13 protein-coding genes and 1 riboswitch are annotated in these 14002 nt (G+C 73.2%); of the genes, 2 read left to right on the top strand and 11 right to left on the bottom strand.

All coding sequences use genetic code 11. The features are described 5' to 3' along the window. Positions 1–95: 95 nt before the first annotated feature. A riboswitch (FMN riboswitch) is annotated at positions 96–224 on the bottom strand. A gap of 367 nt (positions 225–591) precedes the next feature. Then, positions 592–1983, top strand: a complete 1392-nt coding sequence (locus tag BLQ34_RS06285; protein WP_172829360.1) for an HNH endonuclease signature motif containing protein — start codon at positions 592–594, stop codon at positions 1981–1983. Positions 1984–1990: 7 nt separating this feature from the next. Here the strand turns inward: BLQ34_RS06285 and rpe are convergent, their stop codons facing one another. After that, positions 1991–2647 carry a ribulose-phosphate 3-epimerase gene (rpe, locus tag BLQ34_RS06290; protein ID WP_091782998.1) on the bottom strand — a complete coding sequence of 219 codons (657 nt, stop codon included), beginning with the start codon at positions 2645–2647 and terminating at the stop codon, positions 1991–1993. Positions 2648–2787: 140 nt separating this feature from the next. Between rpe and BLQ34_RS06295 the strand changes: the two genes are divergently transcribed. Beyond that, positions 2788–3837 (top strand): tetratricopeptide repeat protein, encoded by a 1050-nt coding sequence (locus BLQ34_RS06295; protein WP_091783001.1) that lies wholly within the window; start codon positions 2788–2790, stop codon positions 3835–3837. A gap of 7 nt (positions 3838–3844) precedes the next feature. Here the strand turns inward: BLQ34_RS06295 and BLQ34_RS06300 are convergent, their stop codons facing one another. The 10 genes from BLQ34_RS06300 to mihF form a co-directional block, all read right to left on the bottom strand. Beyond that, positions 3845–4906: an LLM class flavin-dependent oxidoreductase gene (locus BLQ34_RS06300; RefSeq protein WP_197674779.1), complete on the bottom strand. Its 1062-nt coding sequence runs from the start codon at positions 4904–4906 to the stop codon at positions 3845–3847. A gap of 41 nt (positions 4907–4947) precedes the next feature. Then, entirely contained in the window at positions 4948–6477 is a 1530-nt protein-coding gene (locus BLQ34_RS06305; protein ID WP_091783004.1) for an RsmB/NOP family class I SAM-dependent RNA methyltransferase, read from the bottom strand. Further along, positions 6470–7420, bottom strand: coding sequence for a methionyl-tRNA formyltransferase (gene fmt / locus BLQ34_RS06310; RefSeq protein ID WP_091783006.1), 951 nt, complete (start codon positions 7418–7420; stop codon positions 6470–6472). Before fmt ends, BLQ34_RS06305 begins: the two co-directional genes overlap by 8 nt. Further along, entirely contained in the window at positions 7420–7965 is a 546-nt protein-coding gene (gene def / locus BLQ34_RS06315) for a peptide deformylase (RefSeq protein WP_091783009.1), read from the bottom strand. The genes fmt and def overlap by 1 nt, the downstream gene beginning before the upstream one ends. A 36-nt stretch (positions 7966–8001) precedes the next feature. After that, on the bottom strand, positions 8002–10098 hold the full coding sequence (locus tag BLQ34_RS06320) for a primosomal protein N' (protein ID WP_231961475.1): 2097 nt from the start codon (positions 10096–10098) through the stop codon (positions 8002–8004). A gap of 43 nt (positions 10099–10141) precedes the next feature. Further along, positions 10142–11362: a methionine adenosyltransferase gene (gene metK / locus BLQ34_RS06325; protein WP_091783012.1), complete on the bottom strand. Its 1221-nt coding sequence runs from the start codon at positions 11360–11362 to the stop codon at positions 10142–10144. Positions 11363–11462: 100 nt separating this feature from the next. Then, the gene (gene coaBC / locus BLQ34_RS06330) at positions 11463–12716 is read right to left on the bottom strand and encodes a bifunctional phosphopantothenoylcysteine decarboxylase/phosphopantothenate--cysteine ligase CoaBC (RefSeq protein WP_091783015.1); all 1254 of its coding nucleotides are present in this window, start codon (positions 12714–12716) and stop codon (positions 11463–11465) included. A gap of 11 nt (positions 12717–12727) precedes the next feature. Next, positions 12728–12991, bottom strand: a complete 264-nt coding sequence (gene rpoZ / locus BLQ34_RS06335; RefSeq protein ID WP_056923335.1) for a DNA-directed RNA polymerase subunit omega — start codon at positions 12989–12991, stop codon at positions 12728–12730. 29 nt (positions 12992–13020) lie between these two features. Continuing rightward, positions 13021–13602, bottom strand: a complete 582-nt coding sequence (gmk, locus tag BLQ34_RS06340) for a guanylate kinase (RefSeq protein WP_091783019.1) — start codon at positions 13600–13602, stop codon at positions 13021–13023. Beyond that, positions 13599–13916, bottom strand: a complete 318-nt coding sequence (mihF, locus tag BLQ34_RS06345; protein ID WP_091783022.1) for an integration host factor, actinobacterial type — start codon at positions 13914–13916, stop codon at positions 13599–13601. The genes gmk and mihF overlap by 4 nt, the downstream gene beginning before the upstream one ends. Positions 13917–14002: the final 86 nt, after the last annotated feature.

Below are 14002 nucleotides of genomic sequence, written 5' to 3' on the forward strand. Positions count from 1 at the left end.
GTCGAGCTCCGGGGGTCGTGCAGGGCGGGCCTGCTGCGCGAGGCCAGTGACGCGGGGAGGCTGGAGCCACACCGCGGACCCACTGGTCCCGCTGTCGCGTGCTGCCTACCATCCGGACTCTCACCGTCGGTCTGGGAGTTCCACCCAGTCAACCGGCCGCTGGCTGCGGTCGGGTCGCGGACTGTCACCGCCGGTTCGGAATTGCACCGACCCCGGAGCACGTCCACCCCAGTATGCCGCAGGGCCGCGATCCGAGCGCCGTCCGGTCCGCGTGACGGTCCTCACGGATGGGTCACCCGGGCGCGCGCGGCCCGGCACGCGGCTCACCGGAGTCGATGGCCCGGACGCGGTAGCCGGGCGCGCGCGGCCCGGCACGCGGCTCACCGGAGTCGATGGCCCGGAGGCAGTAACCCACGCCCCGACCCCTACGCCGACCCCGATCCGGCTCTCGAGCACACCTCCAGCGAGAGACTGAAGAAGGGCACTAGCAGGAGGGTCTGACAGTGGGGATTCGACAATGTCGTTGTGGTGCAGGCGAATTCGCTGTGGACAAGTCCTTGAATGGCGTTCGAACAGGTGTACGATCAGGGTATGTCTTCCAGTTCGGTCGCTGCGCAGCGGGACGAGGTCCAGCGTGACCTGTGGACCCGCACCGCCGCCGCCGCCGGACGCCTCAACGAGGCGCACGCCGACCTCGTCGACGTCACCGTGCAGCTGATCGAGGGACAGCACTGGGGCGACGGAGGCTTCCGCTCGCCCGAGCACTACCTGACCGTCCGCGCGGGCTTGTCACCTTCTCACGCGCGCGATGTCGTGGCGGTGGCTCGGCGACGGGCTGAGCTGCCCGACCTGGCGGCGGCGGTGAGCGCCGGGGAGCTGTCGCTCGACGCGGCAGCCGTCGTGGCCCACCACGTGCCGCCGGGCTACCAGGCGTCGATGACCCACCTGGCCCGGCACGCGACGGTCCCCCAGCTGCGTCGGGTGGTGAGTCGGCACGCCTTCCACGAACCAGCGGCTGATGGCGCGACCGGGTCCGCCGGTGCGGGCGACGGAGCCGCGTCGCAGGTGTCGCCGACCTGCGAGGCCAGGACCGAGTCCGAGCGTCGGGCGTGCGCACGACCCGAGCTCTCGATGCACTACGACCGGGATGGCCGGTTCCAGCTGCGCTACAGCGCGCCCGCCACGATCGGCGCCCTCGTCGAGCAGGCCGTCAAGGAAGCGAAGGACGCTCTCTTCCTCGAGCAGCGCGGCGACGAAGTCCCAGACCTCGACCACACGGACCGGACGCTCGACGCAACGCCCACCTACGCCGACGCCATCGCGGAGGTCGCGCACCGGTCGCTGGCCGGCGTCGCCTCCACCAGTCGAGCCAGCCACTACCGCGTCCACCTCCACCTCGACACCGGTGGCGCCTGGGTGAACAAGGCTGGCGCGATCCCCCGACGGCTGCTCGACCGGTTCCTCACCGACGGTGTGCTGCAACCGATCTGGGAGACCGACGCGAGACCGGTCAGCGTCGGGCGGGCCATGCGGATCCTCCCGCCACGCTCGCGAAGACTCATCGAGGACCGCGATCGCGGGTGCCGTTTCCCGGGGTGCACGGCCACCCGGTTCGTCGAGATCCACCACCTCCGGGACTGGGCCGATGGTGGCGCCACCGACCTCGACAACCAGGTCAGCCTCTGCCCGTTCCACCACGACGCGGTCGGGCGTGGTGAGTTCACCATCTCCGGCGACCCCACCCGCCATGACGGGCTCACCGTCGTGAACCGGCACGGCCAGCGGTTGGGACCACCACAGCCGTTGGAGCTCAGGCCGCCTGACGGACTGCCTGCGGTGGTCCGTGACGACGGGACCACCTACCGACCGCCGACCGGTGAACCGGCTCGCTGGGCCGACATCGCCGTCCTCTCCGACCGGGAGCTGCGCGGCACACTCACCCCACGACTACGACAGACCGCCGACCCCGCGCGGTCGGCCTGAGGCCGCCTCAGTGCCGGTGCGCAGCCGCCAGCTCGCGGAGCTCGTCGACCGCGGCGGCGGCATCCTCCGCGCCGTAGACCGCTGACCCGGCGACGAACACGTCGGCCCCGGCCTCGGCGCACTGCTCGATCGTCGTGGCCGACACTCCCCCGTCGACCTGCACCCAGACCTCGCCACCGTGGCGCCGCACCGACTCGCGGACCTGAGCCACCTTGGGCATCTGGTCCGCCATGAACGACTGGCCGCCGAAGCCCGGCTCGACCGTCATCACCAGCACCATGTCCAGCTCGGGGAGCAGGTCCTCGTACGGCGCCCACGCCGTGCCCGGCTTGATCGCCATGCCGGACCGCGCGCCGAGCCCACGGAGGGTGCGGGCGAGGCTGCGTGGGTCGCGAGCGGCCTCGACGTGGAAGGTCACCGACGATCCCCCGGCTTCGGCGTACTGCGGCGCCCAGCGGTCGGGGTCCTCGATCATGAGGTGGCAGTCGAGCGGGATCGGGCTGACCCGGGCCAGCGCCTCGACCACCGGCAGCCCCAGGGTGAGGTTGGGGACGAAGTGCCCGTCCATCACGTCCACGTGGGCCCAGTCGGCATTGGCGATGCGCCGTAGCTCGGACTCGAGGTTGGCGAAGTCCGCGGACAGGATGCTCGGCGAGATCTGCACGCGGCCAACAGTAGTAGGGCGACGCGGTGCGGCCGGAAGTCCCCCGAACGGAGGGCGACGGCCCGCAGGGCCTCCACCGATCGGGCGGTCTCGCCCGGATCTGGCGCCAGTCACCCCACGGACCCGCCAGACTCGGGCAGGTGACCACGACCGCCGCGCTGCTGTGGGGTGCCCTGGCCGCCTTTGTGGTCACCGTGACGGTCTTCTCGTGGGCTCGGCGCACGCTGATCGTGATGGCGAGGCTGATGGAGGCCGGAGAGCACACGAGGGTCATCGCCCATCCCGGTCCGCGGGTCTTCCGCCCGCACGCCGACCGCTTCCGCGCCACCAGTGCCGTGCTGACCGGCCGCTACGAGCTGGCATTGCGTCTGCTCGACGGCAGCCGGGTGCCGGCCGCGGTGAACGGCCGCGCCGGAGACGTCGACACGCAGCTGCGCGGCGCCGCACTCACGAGTCTGGGCCGCTACGCCGAGGTGATTGCCCTCCTCGGCGACGACCCGGCTGCCGCTTTGTCGCGACACCAGCGCGCCCAGGCCGCCCTCGAGCTGGGCGACGACGCGACGGCACTGCGACTGCTCGACCGACCACACCCCGACGCGGTGGACGACGCGGGGCGGCTGCGCATCCTCGGTTGCCTGCACATCCGGCGCGGACGACTCACCGAAGGCGAGCAGCTGGTCCGTCGGGCGCGGGCGGCATACCTGTCCTCGTCGTTGGCCGCCCGTGAGGTCGACATCGGCTACTGCCACCACCACCTCGGCGAGGTGGCCCTCGCGCGCGGCGACGTCGACCTGGCCCTCGAGGAGCTCACCACCGCGCTGCGACTGGTGTCGGTCCGCCCGGACAACGCGCCCGGGTTGGCCGAGGTCCACGCCCGGCTCGCCGAGGCCCACGCGCTGGCCGGCCACCCGATGGAGTCCGGGCACCACGTGGCCGAGTCCCGCACCAAGAGTGAGCTCGTGGGGTCACCCAGCCTGGCGGCGATGGTCCGCCACAGCGAGGGTATGGCGGCGGCGCACCTGGGTCGACGGGCGGAGGCGAGGCACCTGCTGACCGACGCCCGCGCGGCTCACCTCGCCCTCGGCGAGCGGCCGGCCGCCGACTCGATCGCAGCCGTGCTCGACCAGCTCGACCAGCTCGACCAGCCCGACCAGCTAGACCAGCCCGACCCGCGCGCTCCCGAGGCCTGACCGCCGGTCAGGCGGGCCGCGCGCCGAGCGCCTCGGCCAGCAGGGCGAGCGTCGCCTCCCGCGCAGGGGCGTGGTCGGCTGGCGTGCCCGTGAGGGCACCGGCGACGGGGTGCACCATCACCTCGTCGACGGCGTGCTCGGCCGCCAGGGCGCGGACCTGCTCAGCCGCCGACTCCGGCGTGCCCACCACCCAGCGGGACCGCATCTCGTCAGCCAGCGCGCGGTGCGAGTCGGCGATGCCGCGCTCCTCGGCCTGTTCGACGAGCAGCTGTGGGGCCAGCGGCCCGCCGGTGCGCAGCGCCACCATCGAGGCGAGGTTGGGCAGCACCAGGCGGTCGGCCTCCGCCTGGGTGGGGGCGACGACGACGTTGAGCGTGAGGAAGGTGCGTGGGGTGGGGTGCGCCGCGCTCGGCGTGTAGCCGCTGCGATAGAGCTCGAGCGCCTCCGCCGTGCCACGACCCGAGAAGTGGTGGGCGAAGACGTACGGAAGGCCGCGCTCGGCGGCGAGCCGGGCCGAGTAGTCCGACGAACCGAGCAGCCACACGTCGGGCACGGACTGAGCGCGCGGGGTTGCGTTGAGTGGGCGGACGTCACCGCCCACGCGGATCCCGACTCCCTCGGTCGACATCAGCGAGATGACGTCGTCGACGTACTGCGGGAACCGCGCGACCGCGTCGGCCTCCACTCCCCCCGCGCCGTGCCGCAGCGCATAGCTCGTGACCGGATCGGTGCCCGGAGCGCGTCCGATGCCGAGGTCGATCCGACCAGGATGGGCCGCCTCGAGCAGCGCGAACTGCTCGGCCACCACCAGCGGGGCGTGGTTCGGCAGCATCACCCCGCCGGAACCGACCCGGATCCGCTCGGTGGCGGCGGCGACCATGGCGATCAGCACCGGTGGGTTGGTCGCAGCCACGGCGGGCATGTTGTGGTGCTCGGCCAGCCAGTAGCGGCGGTAGCCGTGCTCGTCCGCCACTCGCGCGAGGGACCGGGTGGCGGCGAGCGCGTCGCCGGTGCTCTGGTCCTGGCGGACGGGGACGAGGTCGAGGACGGACAGGGCGGGGGTGCTCACCTGTGGGCCAACCCGGCCACCCGAACGCCTATTCCGTCCGGTCAGGCGAGCTTGCGCAGCAACGCCAGGAACATCCCGTCGGTGCCGTGCAGGTGCGGCCACAGCTGCACGGTCGGCCCAGGCCCAGGCACGGCCACCGGGGCACCATCCGCACCGCTGAGCATCGCCCGCGCGTCGATCAGCTCGACGTCACTGCGACGCTTGGTCACGTCTCCCACGACGAAGGTGGTCTCGGCGAGGTGCGGGCTGCACGTGGCGTAGGCGATCACCCCACCCTGGGCGGTGGCATCGATCGCCGACGCCAACAGCTCGCGCTGGAGCCGGCCCAGGTCAGCGAGGTCCGCCGGAATGCGCCGCCAGCGCGCCTCGGGTCGGCGGCGCAGCGCGCCGAGCCCCGTGCACGGTGCGTCGACGAGCACCCGGTGGTAGCGGCCGGGCTCGTCCTCCCCCACCCGCCGCCCGTCCCCGGTGCGCACCACGAGCGACCGTCCCTCGTCCCGCGCCCGCTTCGACGCGGGACGCAGGGTCTGGCGGACCAGCTCGGTCCGGTGCTCGCTGACCTCGTTGGCGGTGAGGTCGGCACCGGCCTCCAGGGCCAGGGCGGCGAGCAGCCCGGCCTTGCCGCCCGGGCCGGCGCAGAGGTCCAGCCACTGCTCGGTGCCCTCTGCCTCGACGGGCACGCGGGCGAGCGCGAGGGCCAGCAGCTGCGAGCCCTCGTCCTGGACCGCGGCGCGTCCCTCCCGCACCGCCGGTATGCCGCCAGGGTCGCCGCCCTCGAGCACGGCGCCGACCGGGGACAGGGGTGCGGGGGTCGCGCCGGCCTCGACCAGCTCGCGGACGGTCGCCAGCCCGGGGCGCGCGACGAGCGTGACCTTGGCGGGGTCGTTGTCCGACCTGACCAGCGTGGTGAGCTCGGTGTCGACGGTGTCGGGCGTCGCCGCACCGTGGCCCAGCAGCGCCGCCCGGAGGGCCTTGACGATCCACTCGGGGTGGGACTGCTCCACGGCCAGCCGCGCGGTGAGCTCGCCGGTCGGCACGACCTCGGCGAGCCACGCGTCGAGGTCGCGTTCACTGACCCTGCGCATGACGGCGTTGACGAAACCCGCCGCACCGGCGCCGTTGACCTTGCGGGCCAGACCCACCGTCTCGTCGACCGCGGCGTGGGTCGGCACCCGCATCGCGAGGAGCTGGTGCACCCCGAGACGCAGGGTGTCGAGCACGTTCGGGTCGATCTTGGCGACGGGTCGACCGGCAGCCACGGCGATCACCGGGTCGTAGAGGCCGTGCATCCGGATCGCGCCGTAGACCAGCTCGGTCGTGAAGGCCGCGTCGCGGCCGTGGATCCCCCGGTCGCGCAGCACCTTGGGCAGCTCGAGGTTGGCATAGGCGCCGTCCGCGACCGCACGCAGGACGGTGTAGGCGGCGAGCCGCTGTGGATCCCCTCCACGGTTGCGCTCACTCGGTCGCTGCGCCGAGCGCTCCCGGCCCCCGTGCACCCGCTCGGGGCGCTGGCGGCCCTTGGCGTTGCGCCGCCCACCTGGCTTTCCCCCGGGATCACGCTGCTCACTCATGGCTGAACCGCTCTCCCGTGTCGATCCGCACACCACGGGCCCAGTCGGCCGCGGCCATCTCCTTCTTGCCATGCGGCTGCACCGTGGTCAGCTGCACCACCCCGCCCGCCGTCCCGACGTGGACGGTCCGCTTCCCGGCGGCCAGCTCACCGGGCGCCAGGACCGGGCCGGCGTACGACGAGCCCTCACCCGGCTCGGGCAGCACCGGGGCGAGCTTCACCCGGGCACCCCGGAAGGTGGTCCAGGCGCCCGGCGACGGAGTGCAGCCGCGCACCTGGCGGTCGACGGCGACGGCTGGGCGGTCCCACCGGACCTCCGCGTCGGCGACCTCGAGCTTCGGGGCGAGGGACACGCCGTCGGGCGACTGCGGCACGCCAGTCAGGGAGCCGTCGGCCAACCCGTCCATGGTGGCGAGCAGGAGACCCGCCCCGCCCTGCGCCAGCCGTTCGAGGAGGTCGCCCGCGGTGTCGCGCGGGCGGACCCGTTCGGTCATCACGCCGAAGACCGGGCCGGTGTCGAGCCCGGCCTCGATCAGGAAGGTCGACGCCCCGGTCACCTCGTCACCGGCCATCACCGCGTGCTGCACCGGTGCCGCACCCCGCCACGCAGGGAGCAGCGAGAAGTGCAGGTTGACCCAGCCGTGCCGGGGGATGTCGAGCGCCACCTGCGGGATGAGCGCGCCGTAGGCCACGACCGGGCACGCGTCAGGGGCGAGTGCGCGCAGTCGGTCGAGGAAGTCGGGGTCGCGGGGGCGGTCCGGCGTCAGCACCTCGATCCCGAGCTCCTCGGCACGCCGCCGCACCGGGGACGCCGCAAGGCCACGACCCCGCCCGGCGCGGGCGTCGGGCCGGGTCACCACCGCCACCACCTCGTGCTCCGAGGCGACGAGGGCGTCCAGGGAGGGAACCGCTGGAGCGGGGGTGCCGGCGAAGACCAGCCGCATCACATGCCCCGGCCGAAGGTCGCGTGCGGGCTGACCTTGACGACCGGTGCCGGTCCACCCGCCCACTGCGCCTCGCGGATCGCCTTCATCGCGACCTTGCGCTGCTCGCGGTCCATCCGGTCGATGAAGAGGATGCCGTCGAGGTGGTCGGTCTCGTGCTGGAGGCAACGGGCCAGCAGCGCAGACCCCTCGACGACGACCGGCTCACCGAACTGGTTGAAGCCCTTGGCCACCGTGCGCAGCGCGCGCGGAGTCTCGAACCGCAGCCCCGGGAAGGACAGACAGCCCTCCTCCCCCTCCTGCTGCTCGCTCGAGAGATCGAGGTCCGGGTTCACCAGGTGGCCCAGCTCGCCGTCGACCCAGTAGGTGAAGACCCGCAACCCGACGCCGATCTGGGGAGCCGCAAGGCCCGCACCGGGGGCATCGACCATCGTCTCGGTCAGGTCCTTGACGAGCTGGCGCAGCTCACGGTCGAAGTCGACGACCGGTTCGGCAGGGGTCCTCAGCACCGGGTCGCCGAAGAGGCGGATGTTCTGGATCGACACGCGCGTCAGTCTAGGCGGGCCCCTGCGGCCGTCAGGTCAGGTGGCCGGGTCGCGGGGGTCCATCCGCACCTGGATCGAGGCCTTCTCCTTGCGCGCACTGCGCACGGCCTTCAGCGCGGTCAGGGCTGCGGCCAGCGCCTCCCGCCCGTCCGGCGGGCAGCGCAGCAGCACCCGGACGGTGTCGTCCGTCACCTGCAGTGGCCCGAGGCGCTCGACGCCGTCGGGCAGCTGGGCCAGTCGCAGCGCCGCCTCGACGGCTCGCCGCTCGCCGGTCACCGCTGCGAGCGCCACGGTGGGTGGCAGCGACAGGTCTCGGCGGTCGGCCAGCTCGCGGGCCGCGAACCACACGGGGTCCCACCGGACCAGGGCCTCGACGACCGGCAGGGTCGTGTGGGTCGGGGCGCCACACAGCACCAGCTGCCCGCCCGCAGCCGCTCCGCGGGTGAGCCCCCCTGCGGCGGTCCAGCGTCGCAGCGCCTCCTCGCCCGCGTCGAGCGTGGGCCGGTCGAGGCTGGCCCAGGCGTCAAGGAGGAGGCAGGCGGCATACCCGCCCTCGGCGACCGGCTCGGCGCCCGGGGTGGCGATGACGAGGGCCGCCGTGGCAGCCACCCGCTCGAGGACGGCGCCGGCGCCGGAGGTGTGCACCGGCACCCCCGGAAAGGCCCGTCCGAGCTCCTCGGCGGTGCGGCGGGCGCCGACCACGGAGGAACGCAGCTCGCGGCCGCCGCACTGTCGGCACTCGAACCGGCCGACCCCACGACCACACCACCGGCAGGCCGGCTCGGCGCGCCGGGAGGAGAGCGCCACCGGACCGCCGCAGTGCGAGCAGCGCACCGCGGTGCGGCAGGTCTGGCACGAGAGCGAGGGGAGGTAGCCGCGTCGGGGCACCTGGACGAGGACCGGCCCCTGCTCGAGGGCGGCCTTGGCGGTGCGCCAGGCGATGGACGGCAGGTGCGCGGAGGCGGCCGCCGGGTCACGCTCGACCTCGGCACCCTCGCCGGCGACCTGGACGCGAGGCACCACCCCGCGCGCCGTCGTCGCCGCGATGGTGCGCAGCGCGCCCGCCTCGACGAGCTGCTGGACCGCCACGGTCCGGGTGAAGCCGCCGGACAGCACGGCGGCGCCCTCCACCCGGGCGCGCACGAGCAGCACGTCGCGGACGTGGGGGTAGGGCGCCCGGGGTTCGTCGAGCAGGTCGTCGCCGTCGTCCCACCAGGCGACCAGCCCCAGGTCGCACACCGGCGCGAAGGCGGCGGCGCGGGTGCCGACCACCACCGACACGTGCCCCCTCAGCACCTTGAGCCAGGCGGTGTAGCGGGCCTGCGGTCCCTGGTCTGCGGTGAGTCGGACGTGCCGCCCCGGCCCGAGAGCCTCGGTGAGCGCGGCGTCGACGCGCGCGACGTCGCGGTGGTCGGGCACGACGAGCACGCTGCCGCGACCGCCCGCGAGGGTGGCCGCGGCGGCGGCGGCCAGCGCGGCAGGCCAGTCCCCCTCGGGCTCGGTCGGGGGCAGCGCCAGCCACGAGGCGGCCGGCGAGTCGCCCGCGGCGAGCCGGGCCAGGTAGGCCGGTCCCGCGGCATACCGGCTCCAGGCCGGGCCGGGCGATGCGGGTGTGGGCAGCGGATCGGGGGTGGGTGGCTGGAGGGCCAACGCCTTCTCGGCGGCCGCGTGCCGCGGCGGCACCGCGAGCCGCAGCACGTCGCCCAGGGTGCCGGCGCACGACGCCGCGACCTCGGTCGCCACCTGAAGCAGGGTGGGCGTGAGCACCGGCTCGGGCGAGACCACCCGGCGGATCGGGGCGAGCCGTCCCCGGTGGTCGGCCTCCGACTGTCGGGCCACGACGAAGCCGTCGAGGTCCTGGCCCGCGAACCGCACCTTCACCCGGGCCCCCGGCACGGCCGTGTCGGCCAGCGACTCGGGCACCAGGTAGTCGAACGGGCGGGCGAGGTGGGCCAACCCGGTGTCGACCACGACGGAGGCCACCGGGTCGGTGGACGCGGTGGCCTCCGCTGCGCTGGGGGCCGCACGGGTGCTGCGGGCGGGGGACGGCAGCGAGGCGCGGATCAGGGCCAGCTGCTCACCGGTGGCCTGACCGCGCTCCTCGTCACCCCCATCCGCACCGTGTCCGCTCACGGAGCGAACCTAGCGAACGGGTACGACTGTGCCTCCGACCGCTCTAGCCCTTGACGGCCTTCTGGAGGGCCTCGACGCGGTCGGTGCGCTCCCACGTGAACGGGTTCGCGACCGACGCCGCCTCGGTGCGGCCGAAGTGGCCGTAGGCAGCCGTCGGCTTGTAGATCGGCCGCAGCAGGTCGAGGTCGTGGACGATCGCGCCCGGGCGCAGGTCGAAGACCGACGTGATGGCGGACTGGATCTTGTCGACCGGGGCCGACTCGGTGCCGAAGGTCTCGACGTAGAGCCCCACCGGCTGCGCCTTGCCGATCGCGTAGGCGACCTGGACCTCACAGCGGCGGGCCAGACCCGCGGCCACGACGTTCTTGGCGACCCAGCGCATGGCGTAGGCGGCCGAGCGGTCGACCTTCGACGGGTCCTTGCCCGAGAACGCGCCGCCACCGTGCCGGGCCATGCCGCCGTAGGTGTCGACGATGATCTTGCGGCCGGTCAGGCCGGCGTCGCCCATCGGGCCGCCGATGACGAAGTTGCCGGTCGGGTTGATCAGCGTGCGGTAGTCCGAGACGTCGAGGTCGGTGCCCTCGTCGGCGAGCTCGGCCAGCACCGGCTTGATCACGTGCTCGATGATGTCGGGTGCCAGCAGGCCGTCGAGCGAGATGTCCTCGGCGTGCTGGGTCGACAGGACGACCGTGTCGAGCTTGACGGCCTTGTCGCCGTCGTAGCCGATGGTGACCTGGGTCTTGCCGTCGGGGCGCAGGTAGGCGACGTCGCCGCTCTGGCGGACGGCGGTGAGGCGCTCGGCCAGCCGGTGCGCCAGGTGGATCGGCAGCGGCATCAGCTCGGCGGTGTCCTCACACGCGTAGCCGAACATCAGGCCCTGGTCGCCAGCGCCCTGCTTGTCGAGCGGGTCGACGCCACCGGTGCGGTTCTCGTAGGCGGTGTCGACACCCTGGGCGATGTCGGGGCTCTGCTGGCCGATCGACACCTCGACCCCACAGGACGCACCGTCGAAGCCCTTGGTCGACGAGTCGTAGCCGATGCCGAGCACCGTCTCGCGGACGATCTTGGGGATCTCGACGTAGGCCTCGGTGGTGACCTCGCCGGCCACGTGCACCAGACCGGTCGTCACCATCGTCTCGACGGCGACGCGGCTGCCCGGGTCCTGGTCGAGCATGGCGTCCAGGATCGAGTCGGAGATCTGGTCACAGATCTTGTCGGGGTGACCCTCGGTGACGGACTCGGACGTGAAGAGGCGTGCGGACACTCAAGTCTCCTTCGGAGCGGCGAATGCTGGCGGTGCTGATCGGGGGGCGGTGCGCCGACTGCGGCCGACTGGGCCGCACGACCCCGCGAGTGTAGCGAGGTCAGAGGATCTGCTGTACGGCGTCCCACACCGCGGCAGCCACGTCTTCCTTGGAGGCCGGGCCCGCGTCGACCACGTGACTGCTGCCCTGGCGCAGGATGTGCACGGTGTTGTCGTCGTGCCCGAACGTCTTGTCGACGCCGACCTCGTTGACGACCAGCAGGTCGCACCCCTTGCGGGCGAGCTTGGCGCGACCGTGGTTGAGCACGTCACCGTGCTCGTCGCCGGTCTCGGCCGCGAAGCCGACGATGACCGGGCTGGCGTCCTCACCGCGAGCCTCGACCAGCCCGGCGAGGATGTCGGGGTTGCGCACCAGCTCGATCGTGGGGGCGGCGTCCGGGTCGGCCGGGTCGTGCGTCTTCTTGATCTTGGCGTCGGCGTAGTGGGCCGGCCGGAAGTCGGCGACCGCCGCCGCCATCACGACCACGTCGGCGTCCTCGGCGGCGCGCTGCACGGCGGACTCCAGCTCGAGGGCGGTGGTCACCGGCACGACCGTGACCCCGGCCGGGGCGGTGAGCGCGGCGTTGGCGGACACGAGAGTCACCTCGGCACCACGGCGGGCGGCCACGGCGGCCAGCGCGTATCCCTGCTTGCCCGAGCTGCGGTTGCCCAGGTAGCGCACCGGGTCGAGCGGCTCGCGGGTGCCGCCGGCCGACACGACGACGCGTCGCCCGGCCAGCGGACCGCGCGCGGGTGGCGATGCAGCCGCGCCGGTGTGCGGGGCGGGGTGGGCGAGGATGCGCTCGCACACGGCATACAGCGCCTCGGGCTCGGGGAGGCGGCCGGGGCCGGTGTCGGCGCCGGTGAGGCGTCCGGACGCCGGCGGGATGATGTGTATGCCGCGCTCGGCCAGGGTGGACACGTTGGCCTGCGTCGCGGCGTGGTCCCACATCTCGGTGTGCATGGCCGGGGCCATCACGACCGGGCAGCGGGCCGTCAGGAGCACGTTGGTGAGCAGGTCACCGGCCAGCCCGTGCGCGGCGCGGGCGAGCAGGTCGGCGGTGGCCGGCGCCACCACGACGAGGTCGGCGCTCTGACCGAGCCGCACGTGCGGCACCTCGTGGACCGACTCCCAGACGCCGGTGTGCACCGGCTTGCCGGACAGGGCCTCCCAGGTGGGGGCGCCGACGAACTGGAGCGCCGACTCGGTCGGCACGACCGTGACGTCGTGGCCGGACTCGGTGAACAGGCGCAGCAGCGAACAGGCCTTGTAGGCCGCGATGCCACCGCTGACACCGAGCACGATGCGCGCCATGGGAGTGGTGCTCAGCCCTCGATCGGCTCGGAGGTGACCAGGCCCTCGTTGATCTCACGCAGCGCGATGGACATCGGCTTCTCGTGGACCTGGCTGTCGACCAGCGGGCCGACGTGCTCGAGCAGCCCCTCCTGGAGCTGGGAGTAGTAGGCGTTGATCTGCCGGGCGCGCTTGGCCGAGTAGATGACCAGGGCGTACTTGGAGTCGGCCTTGGTGAGCAGGTCGTCGATCGGCGGGTTGGTGATGCCGATGGGGTTGGCGACGGTTCCGGACACAGGGGTACTCACTATCTGCAGTCGTTCGGTCAGTGCGTTCGCAACAATGATACGAGTTCTTCGGCCGCACGACGAACGTCGTCGTTGACGATGGTCACGTCGAACTCGTCCTCGGCCGCCATCTCGACCTTGGCGGTCTCCAGGCGACGGGTGCGCTCCTCCTCGTTCTCGGTGCCGCGACCGACGAGTCGACGCACGAGCTCGTCCCAGCTCGGCGGGGCCAGGAACACGAAGAGCGCCTCGGGCATGGTGGCCCGCACCTGGCGGGCCCCCTGCAGGTCGATCTCCAGGAGCGCCATCCGGTGCTCGCGCAGCGCCTGCTCGACCGGGCCGCGAGGGGTGCCGTAGTGGTTGACCCCGTGCACGACCGCGGACTCCAGCAGCTCGCCGTCGCGCTCCATCCGGGCGAACTCGGCGGTGTCGACGAAGTGATAGTGCGTCCCCTCGACCTCACCCGGGCGGGGCTTGCGGGTGGTCGCGCTGACCGAGAGCCACACCTCGGGGAAGTGGTCGCGGACGTAGGCGGACAGGGTGCCCTTGCCGACCGCGGTGGGACCGGCGAGCACGACGAGCCGCCGGGGGCGGTCGCCTGTGGGAGCTGGCCGGCTCACGCCTCGTCGAAGCGGGTGAGCAGCGCGGAGATCTGGTTGGCGCCGAGGCCACGGACGCGACGGCTCTCGGAGATGCCGACCTCCTCCATGATCTGGCGGGCGCGGACGCGCCCCACCCCGGGCATCGACTCGAGCAGGGCGGAGACCTTCATCTTGCCGACGACCTCGTTCGCCTTGCCGTCGGAGATGACCTCCTTGAGGGAGCCCTGGGCGTACTTCAGCCGGTTCTTCACGGCGGCGCGCTCACGGCGGGCCACCGCAGCCTTCTCGAGGGCCGCGGCTCGCTGCTCCGGGGTCAACGGGGGAAGGGCCACGGTGGTACTCCTCGCAAGGCAGTTCGGCACGGATCTCGTGTCTCGACGAATATCTCCCGACAATAGCAACCGAGCTCCGGGGTTTC

This window comes from Pedococcus dokdonensis (assembly GCF_900104525.1).
GTDB classification, from domain to species: Bacteria; Actinomycetota; Actinomycetes; order Actinomycetales; family Dermatophilaceae; genus Pedococcus; species Pedococcus dokdonensis.

What these genes read in the sequence shown, in the direction of transcription:
- BLQ34_RS06285 (WP_172829360.1), top strand. Translation starts at nt 592, where the DNA reads ATGTCTTCCAGTTCGGTCGCTGCGCAGCGGGACGAGGTCCAGCGTGAC.
- BLQ34_RS06305 (WP_091783004.1), bottom strand. Translation starts at nt 6,477, where the DNA reads ATGAGTGAGCAGCGTGATCCCGGGGGAAAGCCAGGTGGGCGGCGCAAC.
- fmt (WP_091783006.1), bottom strand. Translation starts at nt 7,420, where the DNA reads ATGCGGCTGGTCTTCGCCGGCACCCCCGCTCCAGCGGTTCCCTCCCTG.
- coaBC (WP_091783015.1), bottom strand. Translation starts at nt 12,716, where the DNA reads ATGGCGCGCATCGTGCTCGGTGTCAGCGGTGGCATCGCGGCCTACAAG.